Genomic DNA, 16,546 nt, shown 5'->3' with positions numbered 1-16,546 from the left:
TCTGACCGACCCGGAACCTGAACGGGCTATTTACTTAGCCTGCTAACGGATCCTATAAAAGAGTCCTGCGACACATCGCCGCAGTATCCAGAGGCCTAACCATCAAGGCTGCCAAAGTCAGGAGCTAACACTATGACTGTCAGAGTTACTGAACGCGACGACGCCCACCTCTCTCACGAAGCCGTTGCCGACGGCATTCAGATCTGGGACGTGCATCAACAGGATCAACTGGTCGGCATGTTTCACATAGAATCCGAAGCCTATCAGTATAAAGAAGAGCTGGAAGCGCTGGAAAGCCAGGGCAACCATTGACCGCAATTTCAGAATCGTAAAATGACAAAACCCGCTCAAGGCGGGTTTTGTCATGCTGGCGAAGAGGCTTACCACATCAGGTCGTCAGGCACCTGATAGGCCGCGTACGGGTCGTCCACATCCGGCGCTTCGGTCGGGGTGTTGAGCAACACAATGCGGCGTGGATCGCGCTCCTGGATCTTCAGCGCTGCTTCACGCGGAATGATCTCGTAACCGCCACCGTGGTGGACGATGGCCAGCGAGCCGCTGCTGAGTTTGTTTCGCACCAGCGCGTTGACCGAGATGCGCTTGACCTTCTTGTCATCGACGAAGTTGTAGTAATCCTCGGTAGTCAGCTTGGGCAGACGCGAGGCCTCGATCAGTTGCTTGACCTGAGCGGCACGGGCCTTCTGCTCGACCTTCTCCTGCTGCTGACGATTGAGTTCCTGATCGCGCTTGACCTTCTCGGCCAGCGCTTCCTGAGCCGCGCGCTTCTGCAAGTCATCGACCTGAGCCTGGCCCTTGTGCACCAGACGCTGCTCTTTCTGCTTTTCCTTGCCGACCTGCTTGGCCTGCTTCTGGTTGACCAGACCTGCCTTGAGCAACTGGTCGCGAAGTGAAATACCCGCCATCTCTTTTCTCTCTCTTAAACAACCACTCAGCCGCAGCGGGGTGCGTTTTTTTCCTGACGTTTGGCTTCGCCCCACAACGCGTCCATGTCTTCGAGGCTGCATTCCTCGATGGGTCGCTGGGCGTGGCGCAACGCCTGTTCAATAAATCGGAAGCGTCTGTCGAACTTGCTGTTGGCCGAGCGTAACGCAGTTTCCGGGTCGACTTTAAGGTGCCGGGCCAGATTCACCACAACAAACAGCAGATCGCCGATTTCTTCGGCAATGCCGTCAGCGTCATTATCGACCATTGCCTCAAGCACTTCATCGAGTTCTTCGCGCACCTTGTCGACCACCGGCAAGGCGGCAGGCCAGTCGAAGCCGACCTGAGCGGCGCGTTTCTGCAGCTTGGTGGCGCGGCTCAGCGCAGGCAGCGCAACAGGCACGTCGTCGAGCAGGGACAACTGCTCGGGCGCGGACGACTTTTCTGCACGCTCCTGGGCCTTGATTTCATCCCAGCGCCGATTAACCTCTTGGTCCGTCAGGCGTGGCGTTTCCATGGGCGCATACAGCTCGCCGGTCGGAAACACATGCGGATGACGGCGCAGCAGTTTGCGGACAATGCCATCGACGACACCCTCGAATTCGAAGCGCCCTTCTTCGCGGGCCAGATGGGCGTAGAACACCACCTGAAACAGCAGATCGCCCAGCTCGCCCTGAAGCTGATCGAAGTCACCCTGCTCGATGGCATCGGCCACTTCGTAGGCTTCTTCCAGCGTGTGCGGGACGATGGTGGCGTAGGTCTGCTTCAGATCCCAGGGGCAGCCGTACTGCGGATCGCGCAGCCGGGCCATGAGGTGCAGGAGGTCTTCAAGTGTGTGCATTGCAAAATCTCTTTTACCGCGATGTCGCCACTGTCCGGAATACCGTCGGACAGTGGCGACTATGGAAGCCTTGAGTCAGGGCGTCCGGTTACGGCGCGTCTCGATGATGTTCGGCAGCTGGGAGATACGCCCCAGCAACCGCCCCAGCGCGTCCAGACCCGGAATCTCGATGGTCAGCGACATTAGCGCGGTGTTGTCTTCCTTGTTCGAGCGGGTATTGACCGCCAGCACGTTGATCCGCTCGTTGAGCAGCACCTGAGTCACGTCACGCAACAGACCGGAGCGGTCGTAGGCGCGGATGATGATGTCCACCGGATAGGTGAGCACCGGCACCGGCCCCCAACTGACCTGGATGATCCGCTCGGGTTCGCGCCCGCCCAGTTGCAGCACCGAGGCGCAATCCTGCCGGTGAATGCTCACCCCGCGCCCCTGCGTGATGTAACCGACGATGGCATCGCCCGGCAGCGGCTGGCAGCAGCCGGCCATCTGGGTCATCAGGTTGCCCACGCCCTGAATCTGAATATCGCCACGCTTGCCCGGCTTGTAGCCCGTGGCCTTGCGCGGAATCAGCTCCAGCTGTTCGTTCATGCGATCCGGTTCGACCTGCTGCTGAGCCAGGTTGACCAGTTGCGCCAGACGCAGATCACCGGCACCGAGCGCGGCGAACATGTCGTCGGCGGTCTTATGATTGGCCTTGTCGGCGAGCTTGTCGAAATCGACCTGCGGCAGTGCCAGACGCGCCAGTTCGCGCTCGAGCAGGGTTCTGCCGGCTGCGACGTTCTGGTCGCGCGCCTGCAGCTTGAACCAGTGAACGATCTTGGCCCGCGCCCGCGATGTGGTGATGTAACCCAGGTTCGAGTTCAGCCAGTCGCGGCTCGGCGTGCCGTGCTTGCTGGTGATGATCTCGACCTGCTCACCGGTCTGCAGGCTGTAGTTGAGCGGCACGATCCGGCCATTGATCTTCGCACCACGGCAGTTGTGGCCGATCTCGGTATGGACCCGATAGGCGAAGTCCAGCGGCGTCGCGCCCTTGGGCAGGTCAATGGCGTGACCGTCAGGCGTGAAGACGTAGACCCGGTCCGGTTCGATATCGACCCGCAACTGATCGGCCAGCCCGCCGATGTCGCCCAGTTCTTCGTGCCATTCCAGCACCTGACGCAGCCAGGAGATTTTCTCTTCGTAATGGTTGGAGCCGGATTTGACGTCCGTGCCCTTGTAGCGCCAGTGCGCGCAGACGCCCAGTTCGGCCTCTTCGTGCATCGAATGCGTACGGATCTGGACTTCCAGCACCTTGCCTTCCGGCCCGATGACCGCAGTGTGTAGCGAGCGGTAGCCGTTTTCCTTGGGGTTGGCGATGTAGTCGTCGAACTCCTTGGGAATGTGCCGCCACAGGGTGTGCACGATGCCCAGCGCGGTGTAGCAGTCGCGCATTTCCGGGACCAGCACGCGAACCGCACGCACGTCGTAGATCTGGCTGAACGCCAGACCCTTGCGCTGCATTTTGCGCCAGATGGAATAGATGTGTTTGGCACGGCCGCTGATATCGGCAGTGACGCCGGTGGCCAGCAGTTCGTTTTCCAATTGGGACATGACGTCGCTGATGAATCGCTCGCGGTCCAGACGACGCTCATGCAACAGCTTGGCGATCTGCTTGTACTGGTCAGGCTCAAGGTAGCGGAAAGACAGGTCTTCCAGCTCCCACTTGATGTGCCCGATACCCAGGCGGTGAGCCAGCGGCGCATAGATGTCGAAGACTTCCCGCGCCACGCGGTTGCGCTTTTCGTCGTCGGCGTTCTTCACCGCCCGAATCGCGCAGGTACGCTCGGCGAGCTTGATCAGCGCGACGCGCACGTCATCGACCATCGCCACCAGCATCTTGCGCAGGTTCTCGACCTGAGCCTGACTGCCCAGCACCAGCGACTGGCGCGGACTGAGACTGGCACTGATCGCCGCCATGCGCAGCACGCCGTCGATCAGTTTGGCCACTGTGGCACCAAACTGCTGCTCGACATCCGGCAGCGGAATCACGCCTTCGCGCACGCCCCGGTAAATGACCGCTGCGACCAGCGAGTCCTGATCCAGCTTGAGGTCAGCCAGGATCTCCGCGATTTCCAGACCGGTCTGGAAACTGGAGGTGCCGTCTGCCCAGTGATTCTTCAGTGCCTTGTCGTTCTGCTCGGCTTGCCGGGCGAACTCACAGGCCTTTTTCATGACTTCCCGGTCCAGGACCAGGTCGACGCTGACAATATGATCAAGCCATGCGTCGAGGTTGATGCTGCCGTCTGTGTTTATCGGCTGGTGCGCTCTCACCTGTACCATGCTGCTTACCTTCCCTACGGCGCGATGAATAGCGCCATCAGTCGCCAGCCTTCTGAGCGAATGCCACTTGCCGGGCAAGCAAGGACCGGCATTCGCGGGCCAGTCGGATTAAATGAGATTCCCTGTCAGCCGCTGATTCGATCCAATGAACCGCTGCTCACTTACTCATTTCAAATAAAGCCATCGCCTCGACATGCGCCGTCTGAGGAAACATATCGAGTATTCCGGCACGTTTTAAACGGTAGCCCTGATTGACCAATTCGACCGTATCACGAGCCAAAGTTGCCGGGTTGCATGACACATAGAGCAACCGCCGGGCGCCTGTTTTTCCGATCTGGCGCACCACTTCGAATGCACCGTCACGCGGTGGGTCCAAGAGTACCGCAGAAAACCCCTCGGCTGCCCAACTCGCGTTCGTCAGCGGCTGCGAAAGATCCGCCTGAAAAAACGCCACATTGTGCAGATCATTACTCACCGCGTTTGCCGCCGCACGTTCGACCATAGTCGCAACGCCCTCGACGGCGACCACTTCCTTCGCCAGCCCTGCCAGCGGCAAGGCAAAATTGCCGAGGCCGCAGAACAGGTCCATTACCCTTTCATCGGCCGCAGGTGCCAACCACTCCAGCGCCTGTTCGATCATCGCGGTATTGACCTGCGCGTTGACCTGAATGAAATCCCCCGGACGCCAGTCCAGTTGCAGGTTCCAGGGCGCCAGGCGATAGCCCAGTTGATCGTCCGGGTTCGCCGGTTGCGGATCGCCCTCACCGTGCAGCCACAACTGCGCGCCGTGCTCTGCGCAGAATGCCTCGAGAATCGCCAGGTCCGCCTCGGCCAGCGGCGCGGTATGGCGCAGCAGGACCGCCGTGGCAGAACCACTGAACAGCTCGACATGCCCCAACGCCTGAGGTTTGCTCAGGCTGCGCAGCATCGTCGGCAGTTGCGTCATGATCGGTTGCAAGGCCTGTACCAGCACCGGACATTCCTCGATACCGACGATGTCCTGACTGGCCGTTGCCCGGAAGCCGACGTCCAGCCGTTTGGCCTTAACGTCCCAGCGCACGGCGACTCGCGCACGTCTGCGGTAGGCCAGTTCGGAACCGGTCAGCGGCGCCGCCCACTCCTGAGGAGCCACGTTGGCTACACGCAGAAGCTGCTCGGCAAGCATGCGCTGTTTCAGGGCAAGCTGTTCGTCATGAGGCACATGTTGCACGCTGCAGCCCCCGCAACGCCCGAAGTGCTTGCACAGGGGCGCACGGCGCATTTCGCTGGCAGTGAACACACGCTCGGTGCGCGCTTCGACGACCTTGCCGCGTGCATTGAGCACCCGCGCTTCAACCTCTTCGCCCGCCAGACTGCCCGCGACGAACCAGGTTCTACCTTCCAGAAATGCGATACCACGCCCGTCATCCGACAGGCGTTCGATGGTCAGGCGCTGCTTTTTACCGACAGGCACCTGCACGGACTTGACGCCTCCAGTCGGCTGGAAGCGCAACCCTCTCTCATGCTTGGCCATCAGTTGGGCGCGTCGTAGATGCCAGTCGACAGGTAACGGTCGCCTCGGTCACAGATGATTGCCACGATCACTGCGTTTTCGACTTCGCGGGAAATACGCAGCATGCCCGCCACCGAGCCACCGGACGACACACCGCAGAAGATGCCTTCTTCGCGGGCCAGTCGGCGCATGGTGTCTTCGGCTTCGGTCTGGCCCATGTCGATGATGCGGTCGACGCGATCAGCCTGATAAATCTTCGGCAGGTACTCGTAGGGCCAGCGACGGATACCAGGAATGGATGCGCCTTCCATCGGCTGCAGACCGACGATCTGCACCTCGGGATTCTGCTCCTTGAGGTAGCGCGACGTGCCCATGATGGTGCCGGTGGTGCCCATGGAACTGACGAAGTGCGTGACCGTACCGCCCGTCTGACGCCAGATTTCCGGACCGGTGGAGGTGTAATGCGCCTCCGGATTGTCACCGTTGGCGAACTGATCCAGCACCTTGCCGCGACCTTCGGCCTGCATGCGCTCGGCTAGATCACGGGCGCCTTCCATGCCTTCTTCCTTGCTGACCAGAATCAGCTCGGCACCGTAGGCTGTCATCGCGGCCTTGCGCTCGGCGCTGGAGTTGTCCGGCATGATCAGAATCATGCGGTAACCCTTGATCGCGGCAGCCATGGCCAGCGCGATACCAGTATTGCCGGAAGTGGCTTCGATCAGGGTGTCACCGGCGTGGATCTGGCCGCGAAGTTCCGCGCGGGTGATCATCGACAGCGCAGGACGGTCTTTCACCGAGCCGGCCGGATTGTTACCTTCAAGCTTCAACAAGAGGGTATTGCTGGTGTGACCCGCCATGCGTTGCAGACGCACGAGCGGGGTGTTGCCGACGCAATCGGCAACGGTTTGATACTGCAGGGTCATGGCGTATTCGCAATCCAGACTGCGGGGGCGCCTATCATAACGGCAAACGCTCAAACCCCATATCACGCAAAGTGCGCGACCTATAACTGAAACGCATAACGAGACCTATAAGATTGCGTGCATCTGGCCCGCAATACTAATGTGCCCACGCTGCCGTTAAATGGCTAAACTCATCCCCTCGTGCCGATAGGGCCAGGCGACTGCTGCCTGAAATCGACGGACTGATACCGGTTGCTGGAGAAAGAGCGTGCTGAACAAGCTGGGCATAAAAGGCCGCGTACTGCTATTGACCATTCTGCCCGCCAGCCTGATGGCGGCGGTGCTGGGTGGCTATTTCACCTGGATGCAGCTGTACGAGTTACAAAGCCAGCTGTTGCAGCGCGGCGAGATGATCGCGCAGGATCTGGCACCGCTGTCGGCCAATGCGCTGGGTCGCAAGGACAGGATCCTGCTGACCCGGATCGCGACCCAGACCCTTGAACAAGCCGACGTGCGCGCTGTGTCGTTCCTGGACACCGACCGCAGCGTACTTGCCCACGCCGGGCCGACCATGATCAGCCCCTCGCCCATCGGCAGCAGCACCCAATTGCTCAACTCGTCCGGCAATGACGCCACGCGCTATCTGCTGCCGGTGTTCGGTCATCAGCGTCACCTGACCAGCCCGATCATTCCCGCCGAAGCCGACACACTGCTGGGCTGGGTCGAACTGGAAATATCCCACAACGGCACGCTGCTGCGAGGCTATCGCAGCCTGTTCGCCAGTCTGCTGCTGATTTTCACCGGACTGGCCTTCACGGCCATTCTGGCGGTGCGCATGAGCCGCACCATCAACGGTCCGCTGAGCCAGATCAAGCAGGCCGTGTCGCAGTTGAAGGATGGCAACCTGGAGACGCGTCTGCCACCGCTGGGCAGCCGCGAACTGGACGAACTCGCTTCCGGTATCAACCGCATGGCGGCGACCCTGCAGAATGCGCAGGAAGAACTGCAGATGAGCATCGATCAGGCGACCGAGGACGTCAGGCAGAATCTTGAAACCATCGAAATCCAGAACATCGAACTGGATCTGGCCCGCAAGGAAGCCCTTGAAGCCAGCCGGATCAAATCCGAGTTCCTGGCCAACATGAGCCACGAAATCCGCACGCCGCTCAACGGTATTCTGGGCTTCACCCACTTGCTGCAGAAAAGCGAACTCACCCCGCGCCAGTACGATTACCTGGGCACCATCGAAAAATCCGCCGACAACCTGCTGAGCATCATCAACGAGATTCTCGACTTCTCGAAGATCGAGGCCGGCAAGCTGGTGCTGGACAACATTCCGTTCAACCTGCGGGACCTGCTGCAGGACACCCTGACCATTCTTGCCCCGGCCGCCCACGCCAAACAGCTGGAGCTGGTCAGTCTGGTCTACCGCGATACGCCTCTGGCGCTGTCGGGCGACCCGCTGCGACTGCGGCAGATCCTGACCAATCTGGTCAGCAACGCGATCAAGTTCACCCGTCAGGGCACGATTGTCGCCCGCGCCATGCTTGAAGATGAAACCGAAGAGCACGCGCAACTGCGCATCAGCGTGCAGGACACTGGCATCGGTCTGTCGAGCCAGGATGTGCGGGCGCTGTTTCAGGCATTCAGCCAGGCCGACAATTCTATTTCCCGGCAGCCGGGTGGCACGGGTCTGGGGCTGGTGATTTCCAAACGCCTGATCGAGCAGATGGGCGGCGAGATCGGCGTCGACAGCACGCCGGGCGAGGGTTCGGAATTCTGGATCAGCCTCAACCTGCCCAAGGCGCGCGAGGACAGGGAAGAAACCGCCAATCAGGCTCTGGAAGGCCTGCGTGCGGCGGTGCTGGAACATCACGATCTGGCGCGGCAGGCGCTGGAACATCAACTGGAAGACTGCGGACTGCAGACCGTGGTCTTCAATAATCTGGAGAACCTGCTCAACGGCGTGACCGCAGCGCATGAAACGCCGCAGGCCATCGACCTGGTGGTGCTGGGCGTGACAGCGCTGGAGATTTCGCCAGAACGGCTGCGCCAACACATCTGGGACCTGGAAAACCTCAACTGCAAGGTGATGGTTTTGTGCCCGACCACCGAGCATGCGTTGTTCCAGATGTCGGTGCACGATGTGTATACCCAGTTGCAGGCCAAACCGGCGTGCAACCGCAAATTGCAGAAGGCGCTATCCGAACTGATCGCACCACGGGCCGTTCGCACCGATGTCGCCCTGCCCCTGTCGAGCCGCGCACCGCGTGTACTGTGCGTCGACGACAACCCGGCCAACCTGTTGCTGGTGCAGACCCTGCTCGAAGACATGGGCGCCGAGGTCGTGGCGGTGGACGGGGGTTACGCGGCGGTCAGCGCGGTGCAGCAGGAAGCGTTCGATCTGGTGTTGATGGACGTCCAGATGCCGGGCATGGACGGCTGTCAGGCCACCGAAGCAATTCGAGCGTGGGAGACCGAGCGCAATCAGACCTCGCTGCCGATTGTCGCCCTCACCGCCCACGCCATGGCCAATGAAAAACGCTCGCTGCTGCAAAGTGGCATGGACGACTACCTGACCAAGCCGATCAGCGAACGGCAACTGGCGCAGGTGGTGCTCAAGTGGACTGGGCTTGCGCTGCGTAATCCGATACCGGAACGCCAGACCGAAAGCTCCAACGCCCACGTCGGCCCCTTGGTGCTCGATCACGAAGAAGGGCTGCGTCTGGCGGCTGGCAAGCCTGATCTGGCGGCGGACATGCTGGCCATGTTGCTGGCCTCGCTGGACGCCGACCGCGAAGCGATTCGGGCGGCGCGTGCCAACGACGACATTCAAGGCCTCATCGAACGCGTCCACCGCCTGCACGGCGCGACGCGCTACTGCGGTGTCCCGCAACTGCGCACCGCCTGCCAGCGCGCCGAAACCCTGCTCAAACAGAACGCACCGCACACCGAAGACGCACTGGACGACCTGGACAAGGCCATCACCCGCCTTGAGGCTGAAGCGCGGGTAACGGCTTGATTATTAAGAAACTTTTATCTTCCCCACGCTCCGCGCTCATTGTTATAAGGATTCAGTGAGCCGAGCGCATGACGCGGATAACGCTGGAGCGTGGGCAGACATCTGCGCCACATTCGAGAGCGGACGAGGAGCGTCCTGGGAGGCATTCCCACGCAGAGCGTGGGAACGATCAGCGTGATCTCAAGCACGCCGATCATGCCCATGCTTGTGCTCAGCGTTACACTCGAGTCTCGCTGCGACCAAGGGGTATGCATTCAGTCAGTTTCGTTTTGGCCCCGTTTTGCGCGTCTTGCGGACTTGTGTATAACGATGAGCGCTCCGCGCGGGAACGCAGCTCAGGACGCTCCGCGTCCCAGGCAAGCACCGCAATATCTGCGTGAACAATCAAGTTTTGATTCCGCAAAAAGGACCTTCCAATGCGTGTACTCATCTACAGCAGCCAGGAATACGACCGCGCCAGCTTCCTCGCCGAGCGCCTGCCGGACGGACTGGAACTGAGCTTCCAGCCCGCTCGCCTGACCATCGAGACCGCCGCACTGGCCGAAGGTCATGAGGTGGTCTGTGCATTCATCAATGATGACCTGAGCGCCCCGATACTGGAACGACTGGCGGCGGGCGGCACACGGCTGATCGCGCTGCGCTCGGCCGGTTTCAATCATGTGGACCTGCCAACTGCCTTGCGCCTGGGCTTGAGCGTGGTGCGGGTTCCGGCGTATTCACCGCATGCCGTGGCCGAACATGCAGTGGCGCTGATTCTGTCGCTCAACCGTCACTTGCACCGTGCCTGCAATCGCACCCGCGACGGCGACTTCAGCCTGCACGGCCTGACCGGCTTCGATCTGGTCGGCAAGACCGTCGGGGTCGTCGGCACCGGACAGATCGGCGCGACCTTCGCGAAAATCATGGCCGGGTTCGGCTGCAAACTGCTCGCCCATGACCCCTTCCCCAATCCCGAGGTTGAAGCCTTGGGCGCGCAATACTTGAGCCTGCCTGACCTGCTGGCCCAGGCGCAGATCATCAGCCTGCATTGCCCGCTGACCGAGCAGACTCGCTACTTGATCAACGAACAGTCGCTGGCGACCCTGCAGCCCGGTGCGATGCTGATCAATACCGGACGTGGCGCACTGGTGGAAACGCCAGCACTGATCAATGCCCTCAAGACCGGTCAACTGGGTTATCTGGGGCTGGATGTGTACGAAGAGGAGGCCCAGCTGTTTTTCGCCGACCGTTCCGACCTGCCGCTGCAGGACGACGTGCTGGCGCGGCTGCTGACCTTCCCCAATGTGATCGTCACCGCGCATCAGGCATTCCTGACCAAGGAAGCGCTGGGTGCCATCGCCCGCACCACGCTGGACAACATAGTCGCCTGGTCGGCAGGCACGCCGCAGAATCGGGTAGAGGGTTAACCTCGCGTCGCTGCGTGTTAGGATGCGCGCAATTTTGGAGGACCCATGGTCGAACACGATTTCCGCTACAGCATGCTCAACCCGCAACACACCCTGACCGAGTGCCGCACACTGGGGCCTGGTCGTTATCAGGTTACCGGCAACGGTGGCTCGATCCACAACAATGACCAGTTGCTGGTGACCATCAAGGGTAGCAAAAGCCTTTATATGCGCCTGACAGTCGAAAAAGTCCGGCACCTGATCAACCCGACCGGCCAATGGGTCGCCGTTGCACACGGCCCGGTATTCGACGAACTGGCGATCCACGAGTGGCAGGTCCATTGCGACAGCTGCAACGCCGAATTGAAGTTCGAATTCATGGTCGAGAGCAAGCTGGGCGTCAAGGCGCAGAAACCTGCTGCCACTGCACGCATTGCAGAGCTGGGCTGGAAAACCGAAGGCGAGAAGCACCTCTGCAGGAAGTGCCAGGGGCAGGCGGCATGAAACAGTTTTTGCTGGCAAGCCTGATCGGTAGCGCAGTGTTGGCGGGTTGCTCGACGCAAGCGCCTGCCATTCGGCAGGATCAGAGTTACGTGATGGAATGGATCGGCGAACGTCCGTTGATCGACAACAGCCGCCTGACCATGACCCTGGGTGCCGACGGCCGCGCCTACGGCAATGCCGGGTGCAACCACTGGTTTGCGCCCTACAGCCTGCGCGACGGCACCATCAGCTTCGGCGCCTTGGGCAGAACCCGCAAGATGTGCGCACCGGCGCTGATGGAACAGGAAGAACGCTTCCTGAAATCCATGTCCAGCGTCCAGCGCTGGGACATCTCGCCGATCCAGCAACTGCGCCTGTGGCCCGCCGAAGGCAAGCCGTTGCGGTTCTGGCTGGAAGAGAGCTGATAAGACTGCGGCGACCCCACCACCGCTGGACGCAGAGCGTCCCAAGAGGCATTCCCACGCAGAGCGTGAGGAACGATCACCGTCAGTACGCTGATCGTGCCCATGCTCTGAGGAACGATCAGTGATATCCCACGCGCTGATCGTGCCCATGCTCCGCGTGGGTATGCAGCCCGGGACGCTCCGCGTCCCATTGGGTCAGGCGCCAGAAGTTTTACTGACTCACCACTGCTGGACGCGGAGCGTCCCAATAGGCATTCCCACGCAGAGCGTGCGGAACGATCAACCGCGGAGAATCACCCTTCCCCGCGCAATGTCTTGAGCTTCTGCATCACGGTGGCGGCGGATTGCTCGCCCAGCAACTGCTCACGCATCTTGCCCTTGTCGTCGATGATGTAGGTCACCGGCAGCGCTTCGGAAGGTGGCAGGTCGTAGTGCTCGGCCGGGTCCTGTGCCAGTACGGTGAATTTGATGCCCAGAGCGTTCGCGGCCTTTTTCAGCTCGTCGCCCTGCAGGTTGTCGAAGTTGACGCCCAGCACCGTGACCTTCTTGTCCTTCAATTGCTCGGACAACTGATTGAATTCCGGGATTTCCACGCGGCACGGACCACACCACTCGGCCCAGTAGTTCACCACCAGCCAATGACCGTCAATCCGGTCGCTGGCGACCTTCTGGCCGTTCTGGTCCGCGCCCAGATCCGCGCCACATCCGCTGAGCAGCATACTGCCGACAAGTGCCACCGCTGCTGCCAATCGCCTAACCATCTGTGCTTCCTTCCTCGACTCTGAAGACCGGTTACTTATGACCCGAATACGACTATTGACCGCCCGATATGTCGAACAGTGCCGTCGCGTGGGTAGAATACGCGTCACTCCCTGCAAGATGCGACCTGCAAATGACCGATCTGACGCTGTATCACAACCCGCGCTGCACCAAATCCCGCGGCGCGCTGGAACTGCTTCAGGCCCGCGGCCTGAGTCCCGACGTCGTCCTTTACCTGGAAACCCCACCGGATGCCGCCCAACTGCGCGAACTTCTCGGCAAGCTGGGCATCAGCGCGCGACAACTGCTGCGCACCGGTGAGGATGACTACAAGCAGTTGAACCTGGCCGACGCGAGCCTGAGCGACGAACAACTGATCGCCGCCATGGCCGCCCATCCGAAACTGATCGAACGGCCGATTCTGGTCGTTGGCGACAAGGCCGTCATTGGCCGCCCACCCGAGAACGTTCTGGAGCTATTGCCGTGAGCACACCCTACATTCTGGTTCTGTATTACAGCCGAAACGGTTCTACCAGCGAGATGGCCCGCCAGATCGCCCGCGGCATCGAGATGGGCGGCATGGAAGCGCGACTGCGCACCGTGCCCGCCATCTCCGCCGACTGCGAAGCGACCGCGCCGAGCATTCCGGAAAACGGCGCGCTGTATGCGACCCTCGATGACCTCAAGCACTGCTCGGGCCTGGCACTCGGCAGCCCGACCCGCTTCGGCAACATGGCCGCGCCGCTCAAGTATTTCCTCGACGGCACCAGCAACCTGTGGCTGACCGGTGCGCTGGTCGGCAAGCCTGCCGGCGTGTTCACGTCCACCGCCAGCCTGCACGGCGGTCAGGAAACCACGCTGATGTCGATGCTCCTGCCACTGCTGCACCACGGCATGCTGGTGATGGGCCTGCCATACAGCGAATCGGCACTGCTGGAAACCACGGGCGGTGGCACGCCTTACGGCGCAAGCCATCACGCCGGTGCTGACGGCAAACGTCCGCTGGACCGCCACGAAACCGATCTGTGTCGCGCACAGGGCCAGCGCCTGGCGAAAATCGCCCTGCAACTGGACACCCCGCGTGGCTAAAACGCCCAAGGCGCTACCGGCCAGGGAATGGCTGGAGCCGCGGGTGCGTTTCAGTCGGGCAGCGAGCCTGATCGGCTTTCTGGGCATGATCGCGCTGCTGTCGGTGTATTACCTGATATTCGCCGATCTGCACGGTGCACGACCGGGCGTGATTCTGGCCATCGAATTGTTGCCCTTGCTGATCCTTGTGCCGGGCATGCTCAGCGGCAGTCCACGCGGCCATTCGTGGACCTGCTTTGTGATCAACCTGTACTTCATCAAGGGCGCACTCGCCGCTTTTGACCCGAATCGCTGGCTGTTCGGTCTGCTGGAAATGGCGCTTAGCATCGCGGTGTTCATCAGCACGCTGCTCTACGTACGCTGGCGCTTTCAGCTAAAACGCAAACTTGCAGCGCCGCCGCAGGTCTGAAGCCTCGACCTGCCTTTTGACTGTCCTTTGGAGAACCGATGCACGATTACAAATGGCTGAACGAGTACTGCCTGAACCGTTTCGGCTCCGCCAAAGCACTGGAAGCCCACCTGCCAACCCCCAAGACACCGAAACAACTCCAAGCCATCGGCGCCGACCGCTACCTGTCGACCCTGGCCCTGCGCGTGTTTCGTGCAGGCCTCAAGCACAGTCTGGTGGACTCAAAGTGGCCCGCGTTCGAAGAGGTGTTCTTTCGCTTCGATCCGGAAAAAGTCGTGCTGATGGGAGCCGATCATCTGGAACGTCTGATGCAGGACGCGCGCATCATTCGCCATCTGGGCAAGCTCAAGAGCGTGCCGCGCAACGCGCAGCTGATTCTGGACATCGAGCAGGAACACGGTAGTTTCGGCCAGTTCATCGCCCAGTGGCCGGTCGATAACATCACCGGCCTCTGGCAATACCTGGCCAAGCACGGCAACCAGATGGGCGGACTGTCCGCGCCACGCTTCCTGCGCATGGTCGGCAAGGACACCTTCATTCCCAGCTACGACGTCGTCGCGGCGCTGAACGCACAGAACCTCGTCGACCGAGTGCCGACCAGCAAGCGTGATCAGGCCATCGTGCAGGACGCGTTCAATCAGTGGCACGCCGAAAGCGGCAGACCGATGTGCCAGCTGTCAGCCATGCTGGCGTTCACGGTCAACCACTGATCACACTCAGATATTGACCACATTGACGAACCGCGAGGCGGCGGTTTCGTCGATGCGCAGGTTGGTGAAGTCGAACAGATTGCGGTCCGCCAGCTGCGAAGGCTGCACGTTCTGCAGGGCGCGGAAGATGCTTTCGGTACGGCCGGGCGTCTTGCGCTCCCAGTCCTGAAGCATCTCCTTGACCACCTGACGCTGCAGGTTTTCCTGGGAGCCGCACAGGTTGCACGGAATGATCGGGAACGCCTTGAGTTCCGAATACGCCTGAATGTCCTTCTCATGGCAGTACGCCAGTGGGCGGATCACCACGTTGCGGCCGTCGTCGGCGCGCAGCTTGGGCGGCATGGCCTTGAGCGAGCCGTTGAAGAACATATTCAGGAAGAACGTCTCGACAATGTCGTCACGATGATGCCCCAGCGCCATCTTGGTCGCGCCGATCTCGTCGGCGAAGGTGTACAGCGTGCCGCGACGCAGACGTGAGCACAGGGAACAGGTGGTCTTGCCTTCCGGCACCAGTTCCTTGACCACCGAGTAGGTGTCCTTCTCGACGATGTGGTATTCGACGCCCAGCTCTTTCAGGTAGGCCGGCAACACATGCTCGGGAAAGCCCGGCTGCTTCTGGTCCATGTTCACGGCGACGATGTCGAACTGCACCGGCGCGACTTTCTGCAGATGCATCAGCACATCTAGCATGGTGTAGCTGTCCTTGCCACCGGACAGGCAGACCATGACCTTGTCACCCTCTTCAATCATGTTGAAGTCGGCAACCGCTTCGCCGGCCAGCCGACGCAGGCGTTTCTGCAGTTTGTTCTGATTGACTGAAAGGGTGCCCATGTACTGGTGGTATCCGCTGACGATGACAGTGAGAAAAGGCGGCCATTTTACGCAAAACTTTGAGCAGGTTAAACAATGGACGCGTGCAGGTGTTCAGCACCTCACGCTATTAACAGAGCCTAGGCAATCGCCAAACGCTCTAAGCCTTGGGTTCTATCGACAGCTCAGGTTTCTATACTGGTTCATGAAGCCGAATCCGAACATCAAGGAGTACGCTCATGATCCATCACGTCTGGGGCCTGTTCACGCACCCCGACCAGGAATGGAAGCAGATCCGCAGCGAGGATGAGTCCATCGGCCACCTGTACCTTTCGCACACGCTGATTCTGGCGGCGATCCCGGTGGTTTCCGCCTACATAGGCACCACGCAGGTAGGCTGGGTGATCGGCGAGCGCCCACCGGTCATGCTCACGCATGGCAGCGCCATCTGGATGGCGATCATGTCTTACGTTTCCATGCTGGCAGGTGTGGCGGTCATGGGCAGTTTCATTCACTGGATGGCACGCACCTACGACGCCACGCCCACCCTCGCGCAGTGCATCGCATTCGCCACCTACACCGCCACGCCGCTGTTCTTCGGCGGACTGGCAGCACTTTACCCGCATCTGTGGCTCGGCATGGTGGCCGGGACTGCAGCGGTCTGTTATACGGTCTATCTGCTTTACGTCGGCCTGCCGACCTTCATGAACATAGCCTCGGAAGAGGGGTTCATGTTCTCCAGTTCCGTGCTGTCGGTCGGTCTGGTGGTGCTGGTCGCAATCATGGCTTTTACCGTCGTGCTGTGGGGCATCGGAATAGGTCCGGAATACACCAATTGAGCAGGAGCTGAGCGGGTCTGTCGCTGTGCAGGCCCGTCTATGTAAATGACCACCGGGCGGCTGGCGTTTTCAGCCGGCCTCCACATTACGGCATACTTGGCGCATTGGAGAGCCACACA

The 16,546-nt window shown here is 60.8% G+C and carries 17 protein-coding genes; 10 read left to right on the top strand and 7 right to left on the bottom strand.

What is annotated here, in order from left to right; translation table 11 throughout:
- The first annotated feature begins 132 nt into the window (after positions 1–132).
- On the top strand, positions 133–312 hold the full coding sequence (locus tag CFBP1590_RS07600; RefSeq protein WP_088234779.1) for a hypothetical protein: 180 nt from the start codon (positions 133–135) through the stop codon (positions 310–312).
- A gap of 68 nt (positions 313–380) precedes the next feature.
- Here the strand turns inward: CFBP1590_RS07600 and CFBP1590_RS07595 are convergent, their stop codons facing one another.
- From CFBP1590_RS07595 to cysM, 5 genes are all read right to left on the bottom strand, one after another.
- Positions 381–923, bottom strand: a complete 543-nt coding sequence (locus CFBP1590_RS07595) for a DUF2058 domain-containing protein (RefSeq protein ID WP_088234778.1) — start codon at positions 921–923, stop codon at positions 381–383.
- 26 nt (positions 924–949) lie between these two features.
- A complete protein-coding gene (mazG, locus tag CFBP1590_RS07590) occupies positions 950–1,783 on the bottom strand; it encodes a nucleoside triphosphate pyrophosphohydrolase (protein ID WP_088234777.1) in 834 nt (277 codons plus the stop codon).
- Positions 1,784–1,858: 75 nt separating this feature from the next.
- Positions 1,859–4,102 (bottom strand): GTP diphosphokinase, encoded by a 2,244-nt coding sequence (gene relA / locus CFBP1590_RS07585; RefSeq protein WP_025993800.1) that lies wholly within the window; start codon positions 4,100–4,102, stop codon positions 1,859–1,861.
- Between the two features lie 157 nt (positions 4,103–4,259).
- The gene (gene rlmD / locus CFBP1590_RS07580; RefSeq protein ID WP_088234776.1) at positions 4,260–5,615 is read right to left on the bottom strand and encodes a 23S rRNA (uracil(1939)-C(5))-methyltransferase RlmD; all 1,356 of its coding nucleotides are present in this window, start codon (positions 5,613–5,615) and stop codon (positions 4,260–4,262) included.
- Positions 5,615–6,517 carry a cysteine synthase CysM gene (cysM, locus tag CFBP1590_RS07575; protein WP_088234775.1) on the bottom strand — a complete coding sequence of 301 codons (903 nt, stop codon included), beginning with the start codon at positions 6,515–6,517 and terminating at the stop codon, positions 5,615–5,617. Before cysM ends, rlmD begins: the two co-directional genes overlap by 1 nt.
- Before the next feature lie 247 nt (positions 6,518–6,764).
- On the opposite strand from cysM, the gene CFBP1590_RS07570 reads away from it, so the two are divergent.
- The 4 genes from CFBP1590_RS07570 (at position 6,765) to CFBP1590_RS07555 (ending at position 11,811) form a co-directional block, all read left to right on the top strand.
- Entirely contained in the window at positions 6,765–9,518 is a 2,754-nt protein-coding gene (locus tag CFBP1590_RS07570) for a response regulator (RefSeq protein ID WP_088234774.1), read from the top strand.
- A gap of 416 nt (positions 9,519–9,934) precedes the next feature.
- A complete protein-coding gene (locus CFBP1590_RS07565) occupies positions 9,935–10,924 on the top strand; it encodes a 2-hydroxyacid dehydrogenase (RefSeq protein ID WP_088234773.1) in 990 nt (329 codons plus the stop codon).
- A 45-nt stretch (positions 10,925–10,969) separates the two neighbouring features.
- Positions 10,970–11,407, top strand: coding sequence for a hypothetical protein (locus tag CFBP1590_RS07560; protein WP_043304333.1), 438 nt, complete (start codon positions 10,970–10,972; stop codon positions 11,405–11,407).
- Positions 11,404–11,811, top strand: a complete 408-nt coding sequence (locus CFBP1590_RS07555) for an META domain-containing protein (RefSeq protein ID WP_057407961.1) — start codon at positions 11,404–11,406, stop codon at positions 11,809–11,811. The genes CFBP1590_RS07560 and CFBP1590_RS07555 overlap by 4 nt, the downstream gene beginning before the upstream one ends.
- Before the next feature lie 293 nt (positions 11,812–12,104).
- On the opposite strand, the gene CFBP1590_RS07550 is transcribed toward CFBP1590_RS07555, so the two are convergent.
- Positions 12,105–12,572 carry a TlpA family protein disulfide reductase gene (locus CFBP1590_RS07550; protein ID WP_025993794.1) on the bottom strand — a complete coding sequence of 156 codons (468 nt, stop codon included), beginning with the start codon at positions 12,570–12,572 and terminating at the stop codon, positions 12,105–12,107.
- Positions 12,573–12,703: 131 nt separating this feature from the next.
- Here CFBP1590_RS07550 and arsC point away from each other — a divergent pair, with 131 nt between their 5' ends.
- Genes arsC through CFBP1590_RS07530 form a run of 4 tightly spaced genes read left to right on the top strand, consistent with a single transcriptional unit; the run spans position 12,704 to position 14,778 of the window.
- On the top strand, positions 12,704–13,057 hold the full coding sequence (arsC, locus tag CFBP1590_RS07545) for an arsenate reductase (glutaredoxin) (protein WP_004884183.1): 354 nt from the start codon (positions 12,704–12,706) through the stop codon (positions 13,055–13,057).
- Positions 13,054–13,659, top strand: a complete 606-nt coding sequence (wrbA, locus tag CFBP1590_RS07540) for an NAD(P)H:quinone oxidoreductase (RefSeq protein ID WP_004884184.1) — start codon at positions 13,054–13,056, stop codon at positions 13,657–13,659. Before arsC ends, wrbA begins: the two co-directional genes overlap by 4 nt.
- On the top strand, positions 13,652–14,068 hold the full coding sequence (locus CFBP1590_RS07535; protein ID WP_088234772.1) for a DUF2069 domain-containing protein: 417 nt from the start codon (positions 13,652–13,654) through the stop codon (positions 14,066–14,068). Before wrbA ends, CFBP1590_RS07535 begins: the two co-directional genes overlap by 8 nt.
- A 38-nt stretch (positions 14,069–14,106) precedes the next feature.
- Positions 14,107–14,778 carry a DNA-3-methyladenine glycosylase I gene (locus CFBP1590_RS07530; protein WP_029242373.1) on the top strand — a complete coding sequence of 224 codons (672 nt, stop codon included), beginning with the start codon at positions 14,107–14,109 and terminating at the stop codon, positions 14,776–14,778.
- Positions 14,779–14,784: 6 nt separating this feature from the next.
- On the opposite strand, the gene ttcA is transcribed toward CFBP1590_RS07530, so the two are convergent.
- Entirely contained in the window at positions 14,785–15,609 is an 825-nt protein-coding gene (ttcA, locus tag CFBP1590_RS07525) for a tRNA 2-thiocytidine(32) synthetase TtcA (RefSeq protein WP_088234771.1), read from the bottom strand.
- A 218-nt stretch (positions 15,610–15,827) separates the two neighbouring features.
- On the opposite strand from ttcA, the gene CFBP1590_RS07520 reads away from it, so the two are divergent.
- Entirely contained in the window at positions 15,828–16,427 is a 600-nt protein-coding gene (locus tag CFBP1590_RS07520) for a Yip1 family protein (protein ID WP_004884193.1), read from the top strand.
- Positions 16,428–16,546 lie beyond the last annotated feature (119 nt).

This window comes from Pseudomonas viridiflava (assembly GCF_900184295.1).
Taxonomy (GTDB): domain Bacteria; phylum Pseudomonadota; class Gammaproteobacteria; order Pseudomonadales; family Pseudomonadaceae; genus Aquipseudomonas; species Aquipseudomonas viridiflava.
The sequence above is the reverse complement of the archived record's forward strand: the minus strand, read 5'-3'. Positions and strand labels throughout refer to the sequence as shown.